21 protein-coding genes and 1 pseudogene are annotated in these 21,836 nt (G+C 52.7%); 12 read left to right on the top strand and 10 right to left on the bottom strand.

Annotated elements, in window-relative coordinates:
• Window positions 1-656 precede the first annotated feature (656 nt).
• The 3 genes and pseudogenes from HB664_RS22360 to HB664_RS22350 form a co-directional block, all read left to right on the top strand.
• Window positions 657-3,932: a P-loop NTPase fold protein gene (locus tag HB664_RS22360; protein WP_023314849.1), complete on the top strand. Its 3,276-nt coding sequence runs from the start codon at window positions 657-659 to the stop codon at window positions 3,930-3,932.
• Between the two features lie 204 nt (window positions 3,933-4,136).
• A complete protein-coding gene (locus tag HB664_RS22355) occupies window positions 4,137-4,466 on the top strand; it encodes a hypothetical protein (RefSeq protein ID WP_000140246.1) in 330 nt (109 codons plus the stop codon).
• Window positions 4,467-4,580: 114 nt separating this feature from the next.
• Window positions 4,581-5,588: pseudogene (locus tag HB664_RS22350) on the top strand (DUF3362 domain-containing protein); the annotation flags it as partial.
• An 84-nt stretch (window positions 5,589-5,672) separates the two neighbouring features.
• On the opposite strand, the gene dkgA reads toward HB664_RS22350, so the two are convergent.
• Both dkgA and yqhD read right to left on the bottom strand, forming a co-directional pair.
• Window positions 5,673-6,500 carry a 2,5-didehydrogluconate reductase DkgA gene (gene dkgA, locus HB664_RS22345; protein WP_033146647.1) on the bottom strand — a complete coding sequence of 276 codons (828 nt, stop codon included), beginning with the start codon at window positions 6,498-6,500 and terminating at the stop codon, window positions 5,673-5,675.
• A gap of 105 nt (window positions 6,501-6,605) precedes the next feature.
• Window positions 6,606-7,769: an alcohol dehydrogenase gene (yqhD, locus tag HB664_RS22340; protein WP_047060383.1), complete on the bottom strand. Its 1,164-nt coding sequence runs from the start codon at window positions 7,767-7,769 to the stop codon at window positions 6,606-6,608.
• Window positions 7,770-7,964: 195 nt separating this feature from the next.
• Between yqhD and HB664_RS22335 the strand changes: the two genes are divergently transcribed.
• On the top strand, window positions 7,965-8,864 hold the full coding sequence (locus tag HB664_RS22335; RefSeq protein ID WP_048979108.1) for an AraC family transcriptional regulator: 900 nt from the start codon (window positions 7,965-7,967) through the stop codon (window positions 8,862-8,864).
• 45 nt (window positions 8,865-8,909) lie between these two features.
• Here HB664_RS22335 and yghB read toward each other — a convergent pair whose 3' ends face one another.
• Both yghB and metC read right to left on the bottom strand, forming a co-directional pair.
• The gene (gene yghB / locus HB664_RS22330) at window positions 8,910-9,569 is read right to left on the bottom strand and encodes a DedA family general envelope maintenance protein YghB (protein ID WP_029740714.1); all 660 of its coding nucleotides are present in this window, start codon (window positions 9,567-9,569) and stop codon (window positions 8,910-8,912) included.
• A gap of 143 nt (window positions 9,570-9,712) precedes the next feature.
• Entirely contained in the window at window positions 9,713-10,900 is a 1,188-nt protein-coding gene (metC, locus tag HB664_RS22325; protein WP_045403978.1) for a cystathionine beta-lyase, read from the bottom strand.
• A 251-nt stretch (window positions 10,901-11,151) separates the two neighbouring features.
• Between metC and exbB the strand changes: the two genes are divergently transcribed.
• Complete coding sequence (exbB, locus tag HB664_RS22320) at window positions 11,152-11,883, top strand: tol-pal system-associated acyl-CoA thioesterase (protein ID WP_023309174.1); 732 nt, start codon at window positions 11,152-11,154, stop codon at window positions 11,881-11,883.
• A gap of 4 nt (window positions 11,884-11,887) precedes the next feature.
• Complete coding sequence (gene exbD, locus HB664_RS22315) at window positions 11,888-12,313, top strand: TonB system transport protein ExbD (protein ID WP_023309173.1); 426 nt, start codon at window positions 11,888-11,890, stop codon at window positions 12,311-12,313.
• A 42-nt stretch (window positions 12,314-12,355) separates the two neighbouring features.
• On the opposite strand, the gene HB664_RS22310 is transcribed toward exbD, so the two are convergent.
• Together HB664_RS22310 and HB664_RS22305 are read right to left on the bottom strand one after the other, a co-directional pair.
• Window positions 12,356-12,805 (bottom strand): hypothetical protein, encoded by a 450-nt coding sequence (locus HB664_RS22310; protein ID WP_032659963.1) that lies wholly within the window; start codon window positions 12,803-12,805, stop codon window positions 12,356-12,358.
• 1 nt (window position 12,806) lies between these two features.
• A complete protein-coding gene (locus HB664_RS22305) occupies window positions 12,807-13,211 on the bottom strand; it encodes a hypothetical protein (RefSeq protein WP_217071823.1) in 405 nt (134 codons plus the stop codon).
• A gap of 103 nt (window positions 13,212-13,314) precedes the next feature.
• Between HB664_RS22305 and HB664_RS22300 the strand changes: the two genes are divergently transcribed.
• From HB664_RS22300 to HB664_RS22285, 4 genes are all read left to right on the top strand, one after another.
• The gene (locus tag HB664_RS22300) at window positions 13,315-13,818 is read left to right on the top strand and encodes an ESA_00282 family adhesion-associated protein (RefSeq protein ID WP_023309170.1); all 504 of its coding nucleotides are present in this window, start codon (window positions 13,315-13,317) and stop codon (window positions 13,816-13,818) included.
• Between the two features lie 81 nt (window positions 13,819-13,899).
• Window positions 13,900-14,388, top strand: coding sequence for a TIGR00645 family protein (locus HB664_RS22295; protein ID WP_023309169.1), 489 nt, complete (start codon window positions 13,900-13,902; stop codon window positions 14,386-14,388).
• Between the two features lie 344 nt (window positions 14,389-14,732).
• Complete coding sequence (locus HB664_RS22290; protein ID WP_219940230.1) at window positions 14,733-16,280, top strand: methyl-accepting chemotaxis protein; 1,548 nt, start codon at window positions 14,733-14,735, stop codon at window positions 16,278-16,280.
• Window positions 16,281-16,406: 126 nt separating this feature from the next.
• Window positions 16,407-16,661: a hypothetical protein gene (locus HB664_RS22285; protein ID WP_094935319.1), complete on the top strand. Its 255-nt coding sequence runs from the start codon at window positions 16,407-16,409 to the stop codon at window positions 16,659-16,661.
• A gap of 121 nt (window positions 16,662-16,782) precedes the next feature.
• On the opposite strand, the gene HB664_RS22280 is transcribed toward HB664_RS22285, so the two are convergent.
• The 4 genes from HB664_RS22280 to yghU form a co-directional block, all read right to left on the bottom strand.
• Entirely contained in the window at window positions 16,783-17,109 is a 327-nt protein-coding gene (locus tag HB664_RS22280; RefSeq protein WP_219940229.1) for a DNA-binding protein, read from the bottom strand.
• 12 nt (window positions 17,110-17,121) lie between these two features.
• Window positions 17,122-17,454 (bottom strand): type II toxin-antitoxin system RelE/ParE family toxin, encoded by a 333-nt coding sequence (locus tag HB664_RS22275; protein ID WP_033146641.1) that lies wholly within the window; start codon window positions 17,452-17,454, stop codon window positions 17,122-17,124.
• A gap of 193 nt (window positions 17,455-17,647) precedes the next feature.
• Window positions 17,648-17,980: a hypothetical protein gene (locus tag HB664_RS22270; protein WP_029740720.1), complete on the bottom strand. Its 333-nt coding sequence runs from the start codon at window positions 17,978-17,980 to the stop codon at window positions 17,648-17,650.
• Between the two features lie 152 nt (window positions 17,981-18,132).
• Window positions 18,133-18,999: a glutathione-dependent disulfide-bond oxidoreductase gene (gene yghU / locus HB664_RS22265; RefSeq protein WP_219940228.1), complete on the bottom strand. Its 867-nt coding sequence runs from the start codon at window positions 18,997-18,999 to the stop codon at window positions 18,133-18,135.
• Between the two features lie 245 nt (window positions 19,000-19,244).
• Between yghU and HB664_RS22260 the strand changes: the two genes are divergently transcribed.
• A complete protein-coding gene (locus tag HB664_RS22260; protein WP_219940227.1) occupies window positions 19,245-20,834 on the top strand; it encodes an ABC transporter substrate-binding protein in 1,590 nt (529 codons plus the stop codon).
• A gap of 45 nt (window positions 20,835-20,879) precedes the next feature.
• Window positions 20,880-21,833, top strand: a complete 954-nt coding sequence (locus HB664_RS22255) for an ABC transporter permease (protein WP_047646342.1) — start codon at window positions 20,880-20,882, stop codon at window positions 21,831-21,833.
• Window positions 21,834-21,836: the final 3 nt, after the last annotated feature.

Genomic DNA, 21,836 nt, shown 5'->3' with positions numbered 1-21,836 from the left:
AAAAAACGTCAATTTTTCAAAACCGCTGTTATCGGGATAAGCTGAAAACTCCGAAGGCAGACACAGCCACGAATAATGTCAGACTTAAACTCTGTAGCTGTCTTCTTTTGCCTGTAAATAACGTCTAGTTTGACTCTGATGAAGGCTGTACCAGGCAGAGAACATGTCACTCTCGGGGCCGGATGATAAAATGTGTTCAACTGGCTGGGCAGGGTAATAGCGAAGAACGTTCTCTGAAATTCGATTCAGCTCAGCGTAACGTGCGCTGTAGGTATGTATAATCCATTGCATCAATTTTGCATCCGTATTATTCGCAGATTACACACAAGAAGCTTAACAATGGCTGAAAGAGTGAGCAGGGATATGTAACAAAAACAAGGGCTTCAAGATGAACTGGATAAAACCGGAGCAGAGCAAGCCCTGTTCCGGTTTGTCAGGCTTTGGAATTTCTTCCAGGCCCCTGCAGCTAGTCACAACAAACACATTAATGTTTTCATTGCTTCAATTCAATATTATTGTGTGAAAGGGATTCCATCGAAATCGGCTTATGCATGCTTAAAACTAAACTGCCCCGGCTGCAGTCATTTGGTTGCTGTGGGCTCTGTACTGTGTCTAATAGTGAAAGAATCTTACGTTATAACGAAGGAAATTGCTGAATGACTCTACGATTGCAGACGGAATCACCCGCTGACCAGGATATGTTTAGAGGCAGCAGTCATGAAAAAGTTGCAGAGAATGTGGCTCAGATCATCAGGACACCTGATGTCAATATTATTGGTCTGGAAGGTGAGCTGGGTTCAGGTAAGTCAACAATATTGAAGTTCCTGCAGAAAAAGCTTAAAGATGATTTTACGTTCATTAACTTTGATGCAGAACGTTACCATCATGGCTCAACTAAAAAAGCGCTTATCGATGTCATCCACCACGGGGTCAGCCTACAATGTCCGGGCTCCCGGGATGTGTTGGATAAGTATAAAAATCTGGCTCTGGGTAACATCGTTGAATACGACAAGAGGGTCAGCAGCAGGCTAAGCTGGTTGACCGTCGTTTTTATTTTACTGTCATTGCTTTCCGTGCAGATGCTTCGTTATGTGCTAACAGACCTTAATCAATATTTTACTAACAAGGAGTCATTATTAGGGTGGCTTTTTTATGTTGAGGTGGCCGCGTTTCTTTCTCCTGCCATTATGGTCGCAGGACTGGCATGCCTGCAGAACATGGAATGGTACAGAAAGAAAGGGTATTCGAGTATTGGTGATTTGTTCAAACGCAACAGTACTGACAGGATTGAAGAGACTTGGCTAGTTAATAAGGAGGTCGGAGCTATTGAGCTGGCTGAAGCTCTGCAGGGATTTACCTCCAAAGAGGTCATTTCCCATGGAGATCGCTTCATCCTTATCATTGATAATCTGGACCGAATCAGTGCAGACAAAGTGAAAGAGCTCTGGAGTGATATGGAGCTTATTGCCGGAGCCACTCATGAACACTTCAGGATAGTGGTGCCCTATTCGGCAAGACAGGTTTCAGCCTCACTTTCTGTGGCGGGTTTCAGCGGGCGTGAGTTTATTGCAAAGCGGATTCCTGTAAGTTTTCAGGTTCCTCCTCTTATTTCGGCAGGATGGCAGGAAGCGTTAAGGCAGTACTGGAAAGAAACAGTAAATGAGGATGCAGGGATAGCGTGCCGGGAAGCAACGGTGTTGCTTGAGCGCTGGAAACCCTCTGAGTATCCTCGTATCACACCGCGATTAATGAAGAAGTTTGTTAATGATATTCATATTCTGAACCTTACCGTTCCTGCAACAGAAGATCATCGCCATATTCTTATTGCTCTCTACTTACTGGTGGTCAGATACGGGGAGCGAGATATTAAAGTATTACTTCGCGATCCCAAAGCTAGTCAGACCGAACCCGGTATTGCTCCGGATGATTTTGACGAGATGCTCTCGCTAACTTATCAACAAATATCCCGAATTTTTAATAACGATACAGAAAGATGGAGCGAATTTCTGATGAGCATCCACTATCAGTCCACGGTGGAGCTTGCCAGGAGCGAGTTGCTTGATACGCCTCTTAAAGACGCGATTGGTGCTATAAATATCCCACGGCTTGAAGAACTGACGGCCTTGTGGGGTTTCGCTGAAGCATGGCAGCGAGTGGCACCACATATTCAGATGCGAGACTGGCTGGTTTCTTATAGCCGGATGGATGAGAAGTGTCAGGCTCTCGCCGAACCGCAACTCAAAGTCGCAGTGCAAATGCTGAATCAGAGTTATGCTGTTTCACTCAGAGAAAAGAATGATGAAGGTTTCGTATTGAGTCTGCAGAAACTGATGGCTGACGGGCGGATAAGCCTAGAGCCTTTCGTCGAAAGGCAAATATCGTTTATTGTGAGTAAACTTGATGAAATTCAGGATTCAGAAAAATTGGAGGCTGAATCCACGCAGACGTTGCTGCAGGAAGCTGATTCATACTCTGTTCTGGCCGGTGAATCACTACTGAATAAAATGGAGAATTTTGTAGATGGCGTATTTTATGTGGAATACCTTGTCAATAATGAAGAGACCTTGTCAAACCTGAAAATTGGCACACTAGATATCGGAAATCACGGTCGGGAGGAGATGTTACGCTATGGAGCTGAGCAACCTCAGATAGACCTTTTTAATCCGGGAATTATCCGGCATATCAATATTGCATCGAAGGCGGTACAGAACGTAATTGGAAAGAATGATGGTACAGGTGGGGCTCAGGTTAGCTCTGCAATAATGACGCTTAAAAATCGTCAGGTTGTTGAGGACGTTATCCATTTCAGAAAAATTGTTCTGAGCCCGGACTGGAATAATAATGTTTTAAATCAATATTATCTTAATAATACGGCGACGAGGAATCTCTTCCCTGCGGAATTTGCTGCACAGGCTGTTGCTCACATGGTGCTCCATGGTAACTATGCCGGTATCGAGTCGTACAGTGAACATATTGGTGAGGAACGGTTTGACCTGGCTTTGGCTGCATATCTTCGTTATCTACGTACTGCCGAGAGTATCTTTATAGCACTTAAGGATAAAAATGTTCTGCCGTACATCAAAAATGCTGTTGGCAGGATTGTTGATTTAGGTCTTCTGGTGAATATACCTGTCCTGAGCTTTGTTAAAGGTCAGTATGACGTCATCAAAGAAGCTACAAATGCAACCTCTCTTTTAATATTTGTGCGAGAGCGTCAAAAAGCACTGTCAGAGAAAATAATTGAGTCTGATGTGAATGCTATGGGTCCAGTATTTCTCCATGACGTATATCAGTCAGGTGAGCAGTTTGATATTTTGAAGAAAAAGCTGAACGCCCTGGCATGTGGAGTATTTAGTTCTTCTGAAAGGCTTATTGAGTGTTTTACGGTTCTTCCTGTGAACATGCGCTTTATCCTTGAACAAATGCAACTTCAGGGGCAGCATATCCGGATGGAAGGTAGTGTGGGTATCTTTGCATCATGGTTCCGTGATGCAGAGCCAGACGTTGTCACAAATGCCGAGAACATTCATTTCCTGTGGTCTTGCCTCGACGATACCCAGAGAGAGACTGTACTTGATGAGTTGCACGATGTCTTACTTGAAAGACATATTCGTATTGACAGCCGTATTGCGATTATTACCCGTTTTCATAATGAGTTGTCGTTTATTGAACCTGAGAAGGCCGTTGAACGCAGGGCTATTGCGGCGCTGTTTAGCGCTTCTGTTGATAATGTATTATTGTCTCAATGGCTTGACCGTCAGACGTTTTCATTTTCATCATGGTCTCCGGAGGACGCCCGTACGGCAACGAGTTGTATAATGAATAACTCGGAGATTTTTCCTCTCATCTGCAGGAATTCACAGTATATTAAAAACAGAATGTTACCAGAGAAAGCGGACGTTACAGAAGATAGTGATACGTTTCCGGACTGAGTTCGTTCTTTAAATCCTATACCTGAAGACCACAGCGGTGGTCTTTGGGAGTTTTTTTATTGCCTGATATACATTAAGCATGTTATATCTTGCTAAGAAATAATCATTCAGGGATTAATCATAACTACTGAAGTTATGTTGTGTTCTTTTCTTTTAAAAATAAATTATTCAGATTTATTTTCTATTGATTTAATGAGGTAGGGAATGACAGAAAGTGCTTTGCTTTTGCGAGAGGCATTTAATGAATCGGTTAACTATATGACATGGTCTTTTTATTCACTGATAACTGCTTACGTTTCGATGGCTTTTTATGATAGAGTTGAGGTTAAGACCCGAATAAATAATTATCTGAATAAGTTACTTTTCGTGATTGCTATGTCCGTTTTTATCCCAAATATGTACTTTGTTTCAATGGTGTTCAGTCAGAAGTTAGGCACCGCAGCTGGCGTTGCGTCATTCATTATTGGGCTACTTTTCATGATGTTAAACTCGGCGCCTGTAATTACTGGTATCGTACAGCAGCGCAAAGATTGAGTTTTATGAGTATAGTCAGTTGGGTTTTCATCTGTTTTATCAGACTTAGAAAAATGAAATCTTTCAATTCATTGATTTTAAACGCAAAAAAATTTCTAAATGATCAGAATTATAGGGTGCTCCTTCTGCTCCATTACCGAACACGAAGGGCGTATTATCCAGAGCCGCTCTGAAGATTCGATCATCAATGAGATCGAAGCGATTCGCGACTCGGTGCCGGGCTTTACCGGCGTGATTTCCGACCTTGGCGGCCCAACCGCGAACATGTACATGCTGCGCTGCAAGTCGCCGCGCGCGGAGCAAACCTGCCGTCGCCTCTCCTGCGTCTATCCGAGCATTTGCGAGCATATGGACACCAACCATGAGCCGACGATCAACCTCTACCGCCGCGCGCGCGACCTGAAGGGCATCAAGAAGATCCTGATCGCGTCCGGGGTACGTTACGACATCGCCGTGGAAGATCCGCGCTACATCAAAGAGCTGGCAACGCACCACGTCGGCGGCTATCTGAAGATTGCGCCGGAGCACACCGAGGAAGGCCCGCTGTCGAAAATGATGAAGCCGGGCATGGGCAGCTACGATCGCTTTAAAGAGCTGTTCGATACCTATTCAAAGCAGGCGGGTAAAGAGCAGTATCTGATCCCATACTTCATCTCCGCCCACCCGGGCACGCGCGATGAGGACATGGTGAACCTGGCGCTGTGGCTGAAGCAGCGTCGCTTCCGCCTGGATCAGGTGCAGAACTTCTATCCGTCACCGCTCGCTAACTCGACGACCATGTATTACACCGGCAAGAACCCGCTGAGTAAGATTGGCTACAAGAGTGAAGAGGTGGTGGTGCCGAAAGGGGATAAGCAGCGCCGTCTGCATAAAGCGCTGCTGCGCTACCACGATCCGAAAAACTGGCCGCTGATCCGTCAGGCGCTGGAAGAGATGGGTAAAAAACACCTGATCGGCTCGCGCCGCGACTGCCTGGTACCGGCCCCGACGCTGGATGAGATGCGCGAAGCGCGTCGCCAGAACCGCAATACGCGCCCGGCGCTGACCAAGCACACGCCGATTGTGCATCAGCGTTCGAACGGTAATTCGAGTGTGAAGAAGCCCGTGAAGCGCAAAGCGTAAATAAAAAAAAACCGGCGAGCCGGGGTTTTTATGTCGACACGTAGGCCGGGTAAGGCGAAGCCGCCACCCGGCTTTTTTACGCGATTACCCGCCAAACTGGTCCGGGTCCGGCCCAAGCCGTTTACCCTTATCCAGCTTCGCAATCTCACCAAGCTCGTCTTTGTCCAGACGGAAATCCCAGACGTCGAAGTTCTCGGCGATGCGCGATGGCGTGACCGATTTCGGGATGACCACCAGGCCGTTGTCCAGATGCCAGCGAATGACGATTTGCGCCGGGGTTTTACCATATTTATCCGCAAGCTCACGGATAATCTTTTGATCAAACACCCCTTCGCCGCCCTGCGCCAGCGGGCTCCAGGACTCGGTCTGGATTTTATGCGTAGCGTTCCAGGCATGTAGCTGGCGCTGCTGCATCAGCGGATGCAGCTCGATCTGGTTAATCACTGGCGCAACGCCCGTCTCGTCAATCAGCCGCTGCAGGTGATGAACCTGGAAGTTACAGACGCCGATGCTTTTCACCAGCCCCTCTTTCTGCAGTTCAATCATCCCTTTCCAGGCATCAACGTAGTGATCGATAGCCGGAACCGGCCAGTGCATCAGCCAGAGATCGACGAAATCGAGCTGGAGTTTCTCCAGGCTCTCCTCCAGCGCTTCGCGGGGGCGTTTTTGATCGTCGTTCCACAGTTTCGTGGTGATGAATAACTCATCGCGGGGGACGCCGGCGCTGGCCAGTGCCTTACCCACGCCGTCCTCGTTTTTATATGCGGCGGCGGTATCAATGGACCGATAGCCGACTTCCAGGGCTTTATGAATGGCGGAGACGACCTCGTCGTTACCGGCTTTCCATACACCTAGCCCCAGCTGGGGCATCACGTTGCCGTCCTGCAGCTTGATTACGGTTTGGTTTGCCATTTTTCCTCCTTCAGGTGCGCATCGCCGGAGGGTTCCTCCGGCGATGGGTTGTGCATTAAGTCTGGACGAAATGTCAAAAAACGAAAGTCGGGAGGGCAAAAACGCTTAGCGTGCCGCTTCGTAGATGCGACGGCTCACGTCGAGCGTAATATCGCCGTGCTCGCCCAGGTGGGTCATGCCGTGCTCTTCGAGTTTCGCCAGCAGGGCAGGGATGGAGCTGCCATCCAGGCCGTAGCCGGACAGACGCGTTGGCACGCCCAGACCTTCAAAGAAGCTGCGGGTCGCTTCGATGGCGGCATCAATACGCGTATCGTCAGAACCCTCGGTGATGTTCCACACGCGTTCTGCGTACTGCAGCAGTTTGGCACGCTTGGTGTCCCGTTTTTCGTTCCACAGCGCAGGCAGCACAACGGCCAGCGTCTGAGCGTGGTCCAGACCGTGCATCGCCGTCAGCTCGTGGCCCAGCATATGGGTTGCCCAGTCCTGCGGCACGCCAGCCCCGATCAGGCCGTTCAGCGCCTGCGTTGCCGCCCACATGACGTTGGCACGCACGTCGTAGTTTTCCGGCTCTTTCAGCGCTTTGGGACCTTCTTCGACGAGCGTCAGCAGAATGCCTTCCGCGAAGCGATCCTGAATTTTGGCATCTACCGGATACGTTACGTACTGCTCAACGGTATGAACAAAGGCATCGACCACGCCGTTCGCCACCTGACGCGCAGGCAGGGTGTAGGTATAAACCGGATCCAGGATCGCGAACACAGGCTGAACGTGTTCGTTCATAAAGGCCTGTTTGTCGCCGGTCGTTTTGCGGGAGATCACCGCGCCCTTGTTGGATTCAGAGCCGGTGGCCGGCAGAGTCAGCACGGAGCCCATCGGGATGGCGCTTTTAATGTCGCTGCCGCGGGTTTCCAGAATGTGCCACGGATCGATGCCGTCAGCGTAGTGCGCTGCCGCCGCGATGAATTTGGTGCCGTCCAGCACGGAGCCGCCGCCGACGGCCAGCAGGAAGGTGATCTTCTCTTCGCGGGCGATTTTCACCGCGTTCATCAGCGTTTCGTAAGACGGATTTGGCTCGATGCCGCCGAACTCACGCACGTCCAGACCGTCCAGGGCGCTGTAAACCCGATCCAGCACGCCGGTTTTTTTCACGCTGCCGCCACCGTAGGTGATCAGTACGCGGGCGTCAGCAGGGATCTGGGCGCGCAGATCGGCGATAGCGTCTTTACCAAACAGAATGCGGGTTGGGGTGTGAAGATTAAAGTTGTTCATTGCTCGTTCCCTTTAGTGGGTGAAAAACCGTGGTGGCGCAGAGGGCGACCTGATGCTGCACATTGTGGCCGTCCGGGGCTATCCTCTCAATGCACATTCCTGCCGATGTCTTGCCCATTTCTACAGAGCGCTGGAGAAAGCGCGGAAAACGACGCACACTGTCAACGTCGGAAACCGTACCCGGAGTAACGTAATATGAACCGTGAAGCGATCTGCCATCAGCTCACTGCGCAGATTAAAAGACTGATAGATAACGAAAATGGCGTCAGTGGCCTGCTTCCTGACATTCGCCTGCTCTACGGCACGCAGCCCGGGACGCGCACGCCGGTCATGTACCAGCCGGGCATCGTTTTTCTCTTCTCGGGCCATAAAATTGGCTATATCAACGAGCGCGTGTTCCGCTACGACACCAATGAATATCTGCTCCTGACGGTACCTTTACCCTTCGAATGTGAAACCTTCGCGACAGAGGCCGTTCCGCTGGCCGGTATTCGCGTCAACGTCGATATTCTTCAGCTGCAGGAGCTGCTGATGGATATTGGCGAAGACGAATTCTTCCAGCCGTCTATGGCGTCGAGCGGGATTAACTCGGCGACGCTGTCGGAAGAGATCCTCTGCGCCATTGAACGTCTGCTGGACGTGATGGAAAGGCCGCTGGACGCGCGTATTCTGGGCAAACAGATCGTCCGCGAAATTCTCTACCACGTGCTGCTGGGCCCGGGCGGCGGGGCGTTACTGGCTCTGGTGAGCCGACAGACCCACTTCAGCCTGATAAGCCGCGTGCTCAAGCGTATCGAAAGCCAGTACACGGAAAACCTCAGCGTCGACCAGCTGGCGGCGGAAGCGAACATGAGCGTCTCGGCGTTTCACCATAACTTCAAGTCGGTAACCAGCACCTCGCCGCTGCAGTACCTTAAAACCTACCGGCTGCATAAGGCGCGGATGCTGATGATCCACGACGGCATGAAGGCCAGCGCGGCGGCGATGCGGGTGGGTTACGAAAGTGCGTCGCAGTTCAGTCGGGAGTTTAAGCGCTATTTCGGCGTCACGCCGGGAGAGGATGCATCACGCATCCGAACCATGCAGGGAGCTTAAGCTTTTTCCTCTCTCCCCTATGGGGAGAGGGTCAGGGCGAGGGGATCAGGCGCTGCAGTACTTCTTCTTAATCACCACCGCGATGGTTCCCACCAGTCCTGCCACCAGCAGGAACATCGGCAGCACCATCAGGAAGGTCATCACCTGATCTTCATGGTGTTTCACAAAGGGGATCATATTCAGCGCATAGCCGAGCGTGGTGACCACACCCACCCACAGCAGAGCGCTCAACCAGTTGAAGAACTGGAAGCGGCGGTTTGACAGACCGGAAATGCCCGCCATCGTAGGCAGAAGCGTGCGAACAAACGCGAGGAAACGCCCCGCCAGCAGTGCCAGCAGGCCGTGGCGATCGAACATGCAGGTCGCACGCTGATGATATTTATGCGGTAACTGCGCCAGCCAGCCTTTCACGACGCGGGTATTCCCGAGCCAGCGGCCCTGCAGATAGCTCAGCCAGCAGCCCAGGCTTGCTGCGGAAGTGAGAATAACCATCGTTGGCGTGAAGTCCATGACGCCTTTCCCGATTAACGCCCCGGCAAGTAAAAGCAGGCTGTCACCGGGTAAAAACGAGGCTGGCAGTAATCCATTTTCCAGAAAAAGAGTTGCGAACATCACGAGGTAAACGATACCAACGATGTGAGGATCCGCCAGCGCGGCAAAGTCGTGATGCCAAAGCGCCGCGATAATATCTTGAATAACAGCCATGGACTTTCCTGTGGAACAGCAGATATAGCGCTATTGTACTCCCTTATTCGCCCGTCGGGTTTGATCCCGGGCGCAACTCATGCAGACTTTTCTCATTGCCGTGTCCACAAAAGCGTCCAGAGAGTACATTTTCAGCCAGCACTCTACACGATACGCTCGAACCCTGCTGCTAAATCGGCAATCAGATCGTCAACATTTTCTAAACCGATATGCAGTCGAATCAGGGTACCGCTGAAGTCCACTTCACCGCCGGGACGCAGAGCCGCAACCTGTTCCGGCTGATTAGGCAGGATCAGGGATTCAAAACCGCCCCAGGAGTAGGCCATGCTGAAGAGGGTAAAATTATCCAGATAGCTCGCCAGCTCGTCGTTATTCAGCCGCTTTTTCAGTACGAACGAGAACAAACCGCTGCTGCCCGTAAAATCACGCTGCCAGAATTCGTGGCCTTTACTGCCCGGTAGCGCGGGATGATTCACGCGCTCAACCTGCGGATGCTGCGCCAGCCATTCGGCCACCTTCAGGCTGCTTTCATGGTGCTGACGCAGGCGAACGCCCAGCGTGCGGAGTCCGCGGCTGGTCATGTAGGCCGTATCTGCATCCACCATCTGGCCCATCAGGTAGGCATTTTCACGCAGCTGATCCCAGCAGCGCGCGTTGGAGACCGCGGTGCCAATCATGCCGTCAGAGTGGCCTATCAGGTATTTCGTCGCCGCCTGAATCGAGATATCAATGTCGAATTCCAGCGCTTTAAACAGCACGCCCGCCGCCCAGGTGTTGTCGATCATCACGATCGCCTCTGGGGCTTTGCTGCGCACGGCCTTCACGATAGCCGGCACGTCGTGAACTTCCATGGTGAGCGATCCCGGAGATTCCAGGAACACAATGCGCGTGTTTGGCTGAATAAGTTCGGCAATGCCTTCGCCAATCAGCGGGTCGAACCAGCCGGTCGTTACGCCGAGCTTGCTGAGGATTTTGGTGCAGAAGTCCTGGCTGGGCTCGTAGGCGGTGTTGGTCATCAGGATATGGTCGCCCTGTTCCACAAACGCCAGAATGGTGTTGGCGACCGCCGCCGCCCCGCACGGGAACAGCGCGCAGCCTGCGCCGCCTTCCAGCTCGCACATCGCCTCCTGAAGAGAGAAATGGGTTAGCGTGCCGCGACGGCCATAAAACAGCCCGCCTTTGGCGCGGTTGCGCGTGGCGATTTTTTTCTCCTCAACGGTATCAAACACCAGCGAGGAGGCTCGTTGAATCACGCTGTTGACCGATCCCTGCGTATATTTTTTGCTGCGTCCTGCCTGTACCAGCGTGGTATCAAGATGCTTCTTTGTCATGTTCGCTAACCCTGTTTTTATACGTCTGGACGTCCAGACTACCACGATTGGAAAAAACTGCACCCCGGGGCTTATCGAATAAGCAGAAAATATTAGCAAAAATTTGCATAAGAAATTTTTACTGCGTAAGCGCAAGGAAAGTGAACGAAAATTACGGCACCATGCAAATACTAATGAGAACTACTATCAATTCGACGACGTTTTGATATTATTACGCTCAGATTTTGTGATTTGCGTCCTGGAGATACAGAGTGGGTAATAATTTGATGCAGACGGATCTCTCCGTTTGGGGCATGTATCAGCATGCTGACATCGTGGTTAAGATTGTGATGATCGGCCTGATTCTGGCGTCCGTTGTCACCTGGGCTATTTTCTTCAGCAAAAGCGCCGAGCTGCTTTCGCAGAAGCGTCGCCTTAAGCGGGAACAGCAGCAGCTGGCCGAAGCCCGCTCTCTGGATCAGGCTGCAGACATGACCTCATCCTTCCACGCGAAAAGCCTGACCACCCTGTTAGTGAACGAAGCGCAGAACGAGCTGGAACTCTCCGCTGGCAGTGAAGATAACGAAGGTATCAAAGAACGTACCGGTTTCCGCCTGGAGCGTCGCGTTGCGGCCGTTGGCCGACACATGGGACGCGGTAATGGTTATCTGGCGACCATCGGCGCGATCTCACCGTTCATCGGTCTTTTCGGAACGGTCTGGGGCATCATGAACAGCTTTATCGGTATCGCGCAGACCCAAACCACCAACCTGGCGGTCGTTGCGCCGGGTATCGCAGAAGCGCTGCTGGCGACGGCAATCGGTCTGGTTGCCGCTATTCCGGCGGTGGTCATCTACAACATCTTCGCGCGCATGATTGGCAGCTACAAAGCCACGCTGGGTGACGTTGCCGCGCAGGTTCTGCTGCTGCAAAGTCGCGATCTCGACCTGAACGCCAGCTCGGTTAAGCCGGTGCACGCGGCGTCTAAACTGCGCGCAGGTTAAGAGTATGGCGATGCGTCTAAACGAAAATCTGGACGATAACGGCGAAATGCATGAAATCAACGTGACGCCGTTTATCGACGTCATGCTGGTTCTGCTGATTATCTTCATGGTGGCCGCGCCGCTGGCGACGGTGGATGTGAAGGTGAATCTGCCCGCCTCTTCCAGCCAGCCCCAGCCGCGCCCGGAGAAGCCTATCTACCTGTCGGTGAAAGCGGATAAATCCATGTTCCTCGGGAACGACCCGGTGACGGCCGACTCTGTCATCCCGGCGCTGGAGCAGCTTACGGGCGGTAAGAAAGACACCACGGTCTTCTTCCGCGCGGATAAAACCGTTGATTATGAAACCATGATGAAGGTAATGGACACGCTGCATCAGGCGGGTTACCTGAAGATTGGACTGGTCGGCGAAGAGAAAGCGGCCTCGAAGTGATAAAGAAGCTGGCGAAAGCCGGCTTTTTTTATGCCTGTCGGTTTAAGCGTTTTTATTATCCGTCGGTGCGGTAGAAGGGGTTGCCAGCGCGTCCTCATCAAGCGCCACGCAGGTGACGTTTGAGGTACGGTACTCACCGTCTGACAGCTTGCGCGTCAGACGCAGGGTGGCGATTTCTCTGGCAAGCAGATACTGATAATTGGCCTCAAGACGTCCCAGAAGCTTCTCTTTCAGCTCGGGACGCTGCTCTATGATGGCGTTCATCACGGCACCGTAAATCTCTTCTTTGACCTGTAGCGGATAAATTTCACGGCGATTCTGCCATTTCAGACGAACCAGCGTCGCCGGGATCGATACCAGGTCTTGCGTAATACGCGTCATCTCGTCATTTTTTGTGTTTCTTAGCGCGTCGAGATTTTGCTTTAAGATAAATTCATCACTTTTTTTATCATCTAAAGTCAAATAAACGTCGTTGTTTTTAACTTCTTTCACGTTAATCTTCCCCCAGGCTATAAAAGATTGGGTTGTTTTTTTCGCGCGTAATTAAATTAAGCCAAATTTCATTGCCCGCTTCATTAATTCCTTCGGTTTTCTCGGCCATTATTTGACTTAGTTTCTGGGCATCTATTTCACCCTCGGCCTGCAGGTCATTCAGCAGGTGGACAAAGGCTTCAATTTTTATGGCGCGAAATAAGCGGTCTTTTATATGGCGATCGTGCTCTTCCAGCAACATATTTCGGGATTTGCCAGTTCGGGAAACACCAATTAATATATCGGGCTCGAAATCAGAGAGCTTTCTTTTCCCCTGAGTGAAACTGGCCTCTTTTTCTGCTTCCGTCGGTTGCTGTTCCACAGGCGTAATGTGGTACTTAGCCGGGACGAGATAGTCGGGCAGCATTTTTAATTTCCTTTATTTTCAACAGGGTGGGGTTGGTAAAGGCGTGAGATTCGTTGACAATATCATGAGGCAAATTTAAAATCAAAAAAAATGGAGCCTACCCATGAACAGCATCTTTTTTACGGTCATCACATTACTATTACTGACCGCTGGTGTGCTTTTATTGATGCAGGAGTTCAATAAAACGAAAGTGTCGAAAGACACCAGTGAACCCCCGCAACCTGAACTGATGACAAAAGAGGAAGGGGAAGACCATTTCTCTGTATTGATGAACTCCGTTACGCCTGTCTGGTACTGGCGGGTGAACCACGAATATATCGACTTTTTACACGCGACAATTAAGCGTATGAAAATGTCGGAAATTAATGACACGCCTGGACTGTTTGAGGCGCAGCGTCGCTGTAGCGATCTGAATTCAGCAGTCTATAAATATTATGACAATATTAAAAAGCGCTGTCTTAACGGCGAGAAGGTCTCTTATTCCGATCTGGACGTATTAAATTTGCGTCAGTGTTTTCGCGAGTTCAGTCTGGAAGCCTATCCTGAACTGGTGGCGCTTGTCTGGCCGGAGTACGCACGTCCCGAGGTTAACCCAGACAACGTCTGAGTGACGTACCGTTGAGTTATTGCAAACAGTCAGCGCCGTTGAGATATACTGGGCGCTGGTTTCTTTTGCAAACAGGACTCTATGGAACGCTTTTTTGAAAATGCCATGTACGCCTCCCGCTGGATACTGGCTCCCGTCTATTTTGGCCTCTCGCTGGCACTTATCGCACTGACGATTAAGTTCTTTCAGGAAATCTGGCATGTTCTGCCGAACATTTTTTCTATTGCCGAAGCGGATTTGATTCTGGTTCTGCTGTCGCTGGTGGACATGACCCTGGTGGGCGGGCTGCTGGTGATGGTGATGTTCTCCGGCTACGAGAATTTTGTCTCCCAGCTCGATATCGACGAGCGTAAAGAGAAGCTCAGCTGGCTGGGCAAAATGGATGCTTCGTCGCTGAAGAATAAAGTGGCCGCGTCGATTGTGGCGATCTCCTCTATCCACCTGTTGCGCGTGTTTATGGACGCGAAGAACGTGCCGGATAACAAACTGATGTGGTACGTCATCATCCACCTGACGTTTGTGCTGTCTGCGTTTGTGATGGGGTATCTGGATAAGATCAGTAAGAAATAAAGTACACCTTACCCCTCACCCTAACCCTCTCCCCAAAGGGGCGAGGGGACCGCTGGTGCGGCCTTTCTCCCTCTCCCTGTGGGAGAGGGCCGGGATGAGGGCATCAGACAGCATTATTTATCCGACGACGCCTGCCACAGATTCAAAGCGCTTTCCCACTCTGCACTTATCACATCATAAATTGCATCACTAAGCGCTGGCCTAATGATTAACGGCAGCTGTGTGACCAGTGAAGCCACGCTAATTAAAAATGATCACAAAACGTTATAATTTCCCTCTTTCCTGCCGATAACGAGAGTAGTACTCGCCTCTGGGCGAACTCACCCTCACGGCAAGGAAGACTTATGAATATGCTCCGTAATTTCACGATCCGTTTCGTCATGCTGACGATTCTCGGGATCTTTTGTTTAATGTGGGCGGGCGTTGGGTTGTACAGCACCTGGTCCCTTTCTCGCGTATCGGATGGCAATGAAGTCGATCGCCAGCTGGTTAAACAGATGACGGTACTCAGCCAGGGTAACGATCAATATTTCCGCTTTGTGACCCGTCTGAGCCGTGCGATGGAAGTCAAAGCCGCAGGCGGCACGCCGGATCTGTCCTCTGCCCAACAGGCGCTGGATAATATGGGCAAGAAACTGGCCGAGATGAAAGCGATCTCCCCAGGCCCGATGGACGAGCAGGTCTCTTCACGGGTGATCGGCTCCTGGCAGGCGCTGCTTGAACAGGGCGTCACGCCGCAAATGCAGCAGGCGAAGCAGGGGGCTCTGGAGGGGTATCGCCAGCAGGCCAACAACGTCACGCCACCGCTGAGCCGCGCGTTCGGTGCGGCCGCTGAGGAGTTCAACAATGCCGCCGCGAAGTCGCTCGACAGCACCCGCGTGGTGGTGGACGGCCTGACAAGTATGACCCGCACGGTGATTATCGTCGCCACGATTATCGGCCTGCTGATCCTGCTCTTCACCGACCGTTATCTGGTGGCGATGCTGGTTAAACCGCTGGACCGCATCCGTCAGCAGTTCCGCCAGATTGCCCAGGGCGATCTCAGCCAGCCCATTGAGCCGTTTGGCCGCAACTGCGTGGGGCAGCTGGTGCCGCTGCTGAGCGCGATGCAGGACAGCCTGCGCGAAGCGGTCAGTACGATTCGCTCCGGCAGTGAAAATATCTGGCGCGGCGCGACAGAAATCTCCAGCGGTAACAACGATCTCTCTTCCCGTACCGAAGAGCAGGCGGCTGCGCTGGAAGAGACGGCAGCCAGCATGGAACAGCTAACCGCCACGGTGAAACTGAACGCGGAAAGCGCGCGTCAGGCCAGCCAGCTGGCCGATGTCGCCTCAACTACCGCCAGCCGCGGCGGCTCGCTTGTGGAAGAGGTGGTGACCACCATGAGCGGTATTTCGGAAAGCTCGAAGAAAATTGCTGAAATCACCAACGTGATCAACAGCATTGCCTTCCAGACCAATATTCTGGCACTCAATGCGGCGGTTGAAGCGGCGCGCGCGGGTGAACAGGGGCGCGGTTTCGCCGTGGTGGCAGGCGAAGTTCGCAACCTGGCAAGCCGCAGCGCCAACGCGGCTAAAGAGATTGAGGGGCTGATTACCGATTCCGTTTCCCGCGTAGAGCAGGGGGCGCAGCTGGTGAGCGACACCGGCACCACCATGGATGCGATTTTGCGCGACGTGACGGAAGTGACGACCATCATGAAGCAAATCGCTTCCGCCTCTGAGGAGCAAAGCAAGGGTATTTCGCAGGTCGGGATTGCCATTACCCAGATGGACGGCGTGACCCAGCAAAACGCCTCGCTGGTTGAAGAAGTTTCTGCGGCAGCGGCGGCGCTGGAGCGCCAGACCGAAGAGCTTCAGCGCTCGGTGCAGAAGTTCCGCCTGACGGCATAACGCAACGTACAAGGCCGCCTTGTGCGGCCTTGTATTATTAACGCCTTCCCCATTCAGCCCCTTCTGAAACTGCTATTCTTTTGCTAACCCCCTGACGTTCTGGGCTCTCTTCTTCGAGGTGTTGCTATGAACAGATCGTTATCTGTCGTTCCCGTCCTTTCTTTCATTCTTCTGATGCTGTTCTCGGTTTCTGCCAGTGCGACCCAGCAGGCGCAGGAGCGGCGCGTGGCGCGTGATGTCAGGCAGGAAACCCGCGACGCGTCGCGGCAGGTGAAGCAGACCTGCGTGGCGAACAATAACCAGAGCAATCACGACTGCCGTCAGGACAAGCGTCAGATGAAACAGTCCGGAAGACAAAAAGCGCGGGACATTAAGTATTAATGCAACAGATGAGGCGGCATGCAGGCATGTCTCTTACCGCCTTTTCCAATGGCGTTTCAGCATGACGATCGTCATTGATGCTTCGCCCGGCCAGAACTTAGGGCGTATTTTGACGTGCGTCTCACGCTGGTGCGTTTAACCCTGCAGCTGCAATTCTGGAAATCGGATATCCCGTTGCGGATGCCACTTCCGCAATACGCTTAAATGAAGGGTTACCGTTTGGTGAAAGTGATTTATAGAGTGATTCGCGAGAAATGCCTGCACGTTTAGCAATGACGGTCATCCCGCCAGAGGCTTCAATCACATGTCGTAAAGCCAGCATGAACGCCTCATAGCCTCCGGGCTCGTCAATTTCAATAAAAGCCTGATGAAGATATATGGGCGCGAAATCCGGGGAATCTTTCAGGAGCTGTACCATTGCGTCATCATGAAGTACTGATTTAGCCATTCCGATTTCCTCTTATATTCTGCGCTTGTAGTCGTTGAGATACTCAACGGCCCTGTCAATATCTGCATTTTGCTTTTTTTTCGTTCCAGTCAATAGCACCAGACTCACTGCGCCATCTGCCGGATCGAAGACTTCGCTGAAATAGACGCGGTAACCCGGCCCCTGGTCAATCCTGAGTTCTGAAACGCTCTCTCTGCATGGCTTGCAATCACCATAGTTACCCGTAGACATTCTGGCGACACGTGTAGCAATCATGGCTTTAGCTATGGGATCTTTCACACTTCTCAGATATGCATCAAAAGGGTCGTACCCGTCTGCTGTGATGTAGTGTTTGACCTTAGCCATTATTGTAGCCTGTAGTTTACGATAAGCAAATGCATTGTAATCTTCAGGCTACGACAGGCAACTGTTCACAGGGTTGTGGCAGTGGGGAAGATGTGATTTCTGAAAGCGGATCGCAAAAACTTGAGACCTTGTGCGGAGGGATGACTGCACAACAACGAGGCCGGGCTCGCTGAGCGCCGCCCGGCTGTATTTATCAGTGCGTCGCTTCACCAATCAGCGCGCCCGTGCCCGCACCAACGGCTGCACCTTTCAGCACGCTCTTGCCGGTAACCGCTGCGGCACCTGCGCCCACGGCAGCACCTACCGCGCCGCCCTTACGCGCGGCTTTACCTTTGCCGCCGTTTTTGAACATGGCACCTGTGCCTGCGCCCACGACGGCGCCGCCAACGGTCGATTTCAGATCTTTGCCCGTGGCCGCACCAATGGCCGCGCCTGCTACCGCGCCAGCGGCGGTTTTGTCGATGGCCATTCCCGAGGTGGAAAAAATGAGGGCGCTGATAACCAGCGTTGTTTTAATAAGTTTCATAACAGATCCTTTGTGACTGCTGTCGGTTGAGACGTCGTTTCTCACGCGAGAAAAACGTCCAGATAGTGCCAGCAATACCGGCTCAACCTTTAAGCTAATCATGCCCTGGGCTGGGATCTCAGTTGCCGGGCGGGGACCCGCCCGGCGGAACATTACGCCTGACGCTTATCTTCCGTATTGGTATCGAAGTCGCTCGCCGCGTGGCGTTCGTGGAGCTGCTCGTTCAGCTCGCCGCTGGTGCGGTTAACGATACGGCCGCGCTTAACGGCATGGCGATTCGCCACGTCTTTCGCCCAGCGCTGCACGTTTGTGTACTTCTCTGCATCGAGGAACTCGGCGGCGTTATAGACGCTGCCAAGCGCCACGCAGCCGAACCACGGCCAGATGGCGATATCCGCGATGGTGTACTCTTCCCCCGCCACGTAGCGACCGCGCGCCAGCTGTTTATCCAGCACGTCGAACAGGCGCTTGGCTTCCATGGTGAAGCGGTCAATCGCGTATTCAATTTTTACCGGCGCGTAGTTGTAGAAGTGGCCAAAGCCGCCGCCGAGGAACGGCGCTGCGCCCTGCAGCCAGAACAGCCAGTTCAGGGTCTCGGTGCGTCCCGCCGGATCTTTCGGCAGGAAGTGACCGAATTTCTCTGCCAGATAGAGCAGGATATTGCCGGATTCAAAGACGCGCGTTGGCGGGTTCGTGGAGTGGTCACGCAGCGCCGGTATTTTCGAGTTCGGGTTCACCTCAACAAACCCGCTGGAGAACTGATCGCCCTCGCCGATGCGGATCAACCATGCGTCGTACTCCGCGCCCGTCACGCCCAGCGCCAGCAGCTCTTCGAGCATAATCGTCACTTTCTGACCGTTCGGTGTTCCGAGAGAGTAAAGCTGCAGCGGGTGGGAGCCCACGGGCAGAACTTTCTCATGGGTCGCGCCGGAAATCGGGCGGTTGATGTTGGCGAACGCGCCGCCGCCGTTCTTTTTCCATTCCCACACTTTTGGTGGCTGATACGTGTTGTCTGACATGTTGGCCTGCCTTTTGAGTGATGTGTTGAGGCAGTGTAGCAGGAGATTTGTGAAGCGTTTAACGAACTGAGCGTAATCGATCTGCCGCTATTCCTTCCGGCGCTTATATATATCAAATCCGGCATAAGCTTAATCGAAAATCGCATTTTCATAATTAATGCGTAAACCGATAAAGCTGAATATGATGCTTCAACATAAATAAAAGATGCAGTAATAAACACTTTATAAGGCAAGGAGTTAGTGAGATGCGCAAGCTTCTGTTATCGGCAGTGGTCGTTTCGCTCGCGTTAGGCCTGGCGGGCTGTGATGATGCGAAAAATAAAGAGACAAACAGTGCGGCTGCGGCAAAAAACGACGCGCCAAAAGAGGGCGGTTCGCTAATTATTGGAATTACCTCCGGCGACCCGTTAGCCGTTAATCCGCTCTATGCCAGTGACCGTACGACGTTAACGATCATGCAGGCGCTCTATGCCCCGCTGTACAGCTTTAATAACGGCAACATTGAGTGGGGCCTGGCGGAAAGCCTGACGCCTTCCGCCGACAACCTGAGCTATACCCTGACGCTAAAACCCAACCTCAAATGGCAGGACGGCCAGCCGCTGACGGCGGATGACGTGGTCTTCACCTTCAACAAGCTGCTGGATGCCAAACAGCACAGCTTCTTCCGCAGCATGTTCACCTACGGCGACAAGCCGGTACAGGTGAGCAAGGTGGATGAGCGCACCGTTAAGTTCACCCTACCGCAGGTCAGCGCGGCCTTTACCGGCACCCTGGTACAAATCTACCCGATTCCGCAGCACGTGTTCGACGGTGAAGGCGACCTGGAAAAGAGCAGCAAAAACGATGCGCCGGTAGGCTCCGGGCCGTTCAAATTTAAAGAGTACCGCGCCGGGCAGTATTACGCCCTGACCCGTTTTGACGATTACTGGAACGGCAAAGCGAAGCTTGATTCGGTCACCTACCGTTTCGCCAAAGACAGCAACGCCGCCAACCTTGCGCTGCAAAACGGGGAAATCAACCTCAAGATGGTTGATCCGCAGGACGTGAACCGCCTGAAAAATACCGGTAAGTTTGACTTCGTGGTCTATCCGGAAGGCCGTCTGGCCTATATGACGTTCAACCAGAACGTGCCGGTGATGAAGAGTAAAGAACTGCGCCAGGCCATCGCGTATGCCATCAACAAAGACGAGCTCACCCAGACCGCCTTTACCTCGCTCGACTACGCTAAACCGGCGACCTCGTTCCTGACGCCAGATACGCTTTACAAGACGGATGACGTTGAACAGTACAAATTCGATCTGCAAAAAGCCAAAGACCTGCTGAAGACGTCCGGCGCGCCGGACAACCTCAAGCTGCGCCTGGCGTATGTGAACACCAACAAAACCCAGGAGAGCATGGCGCTCTATATTCAGCAGGCGCTGAAGGGCATTGGGGTGAACGTGGAGCTGATGCCGCTGGACTCCAACGCCATGTCTCAGCGCAGCCTCGATATGAACAATACCGCGTGGGAGCTGAACCTGGGCGGCTACATCATGGGCTCCGAGCCGGACGGTTACAAATCGCTGTTCATGAGCAACGAAGCCTATAACTACGCGCACTACAAAAATCCGCAGTTTGATGCCCTGTGGGATAAAGGCGCAGTGGAAACCGACGCCGCGAAACGGGCCGATATCTATAAGCAAATTCAGCAGACCGTGGCGAACGACATGACCTACTACCCGATCGCCTATACCAATGCGACCGTCGCGGTGGACAAGCGCTTCGGCGGCACCCAGGAAGCGGAGCCGAAACCGGTCTATCTGTTCCAGGATCTGTCAAAAATCTATCAGAAATAAGTAATTGCCCCGGCCGTCAGGTCGGGGCCTTGGTAAGGGCACGTCGTGAACACACTCCTCACGCGTCGGCTGCTGCAGCTGCTGCCGATGCTGTTCTTTATTTCACTGGTGGCGTTTCTGCTGGTCAAGCTCGCGCCTGGGGATCCGGTGGCGGCGTACATTACGCCGCGCATGGCCCCGGAAGACATCGAGCGTATTCGCCAGAGCCTGGGGCTGGATAAGCCGCTGGTCACACAGTACGTCCTGTGGCTGAAAAACGTCCTGCGGGGCGATCTCGGCTATTCGCTGATCTACCACCGTCCGGTGCTGGAGATGATCGGCGAACGCATTCCGGCCACGCTGGGGCTGATGGGCGCGTCGCTGCTGATGGCGATCGTGCTGGCGATCCCGCTGGGGCTGCTGGCGGGCGCATTTAAGCACCGCTGGCTGGATCATCTGCTCAATTTATTCGCCTATATCGGCATTTCTGTTCCGATATTCTGGTTCGGCATCCTGCTCATCACCGTTTTTGCCGTGCAGCTTAACTGGTTCCCCAGCATGGGGATGCGCACCATCGGCATGGAGGATAACGGGCTGGATCTGCTGCGTCACGGCGTGCTGCCGTGTATTGCCCTCACGTTCTACAACCTCTCCAGCTACGTGCGCTACATCCGCTCCAACACCATCTCGCAGCTCTCGGCCGACTACGTGCAAACCCAGCTTGCCTACGGCGCGACGCGTTCCAGTATTCTGTTTCGGCACGTTCTGAAAAACGTGCTGCTGCCGGTGATCACCCTGTTCGGCCTGTCGTTCGGAGAGCTGATTGTGGGGGCCTATGTGACGGAAAGCGTCTTCTCCTGGCCGGGGATGGGGCTGCTCGGGATCCAGTCGATCGCCTCGCTGGATTACCCCCTGATTATGGCGATCATCATGCTCTCGTCGATGATGCTGATCGTCGGTAACCTGATCGCCGACGTGCTTTATCGCTTCGCCGATCCCCGCATTCGTACGCTGAGGTAACCC

The sequence above is a fragment of the Enterobacter sp. DNB-S2 genome (assembly GCF_019443845.1).
Lineage (GTDB): Bacteria > Pseudomonadota > Gammaproteobacteria > Enterobacterales > Enterobacteriaceae > Enterobacter > Enterobacter asburiae_B.
The sequence above is the reverse complement of the archived record's forward strand: the minus strand, read 5'-3'. Positions and strand labels throughout refer to the sequence as shown.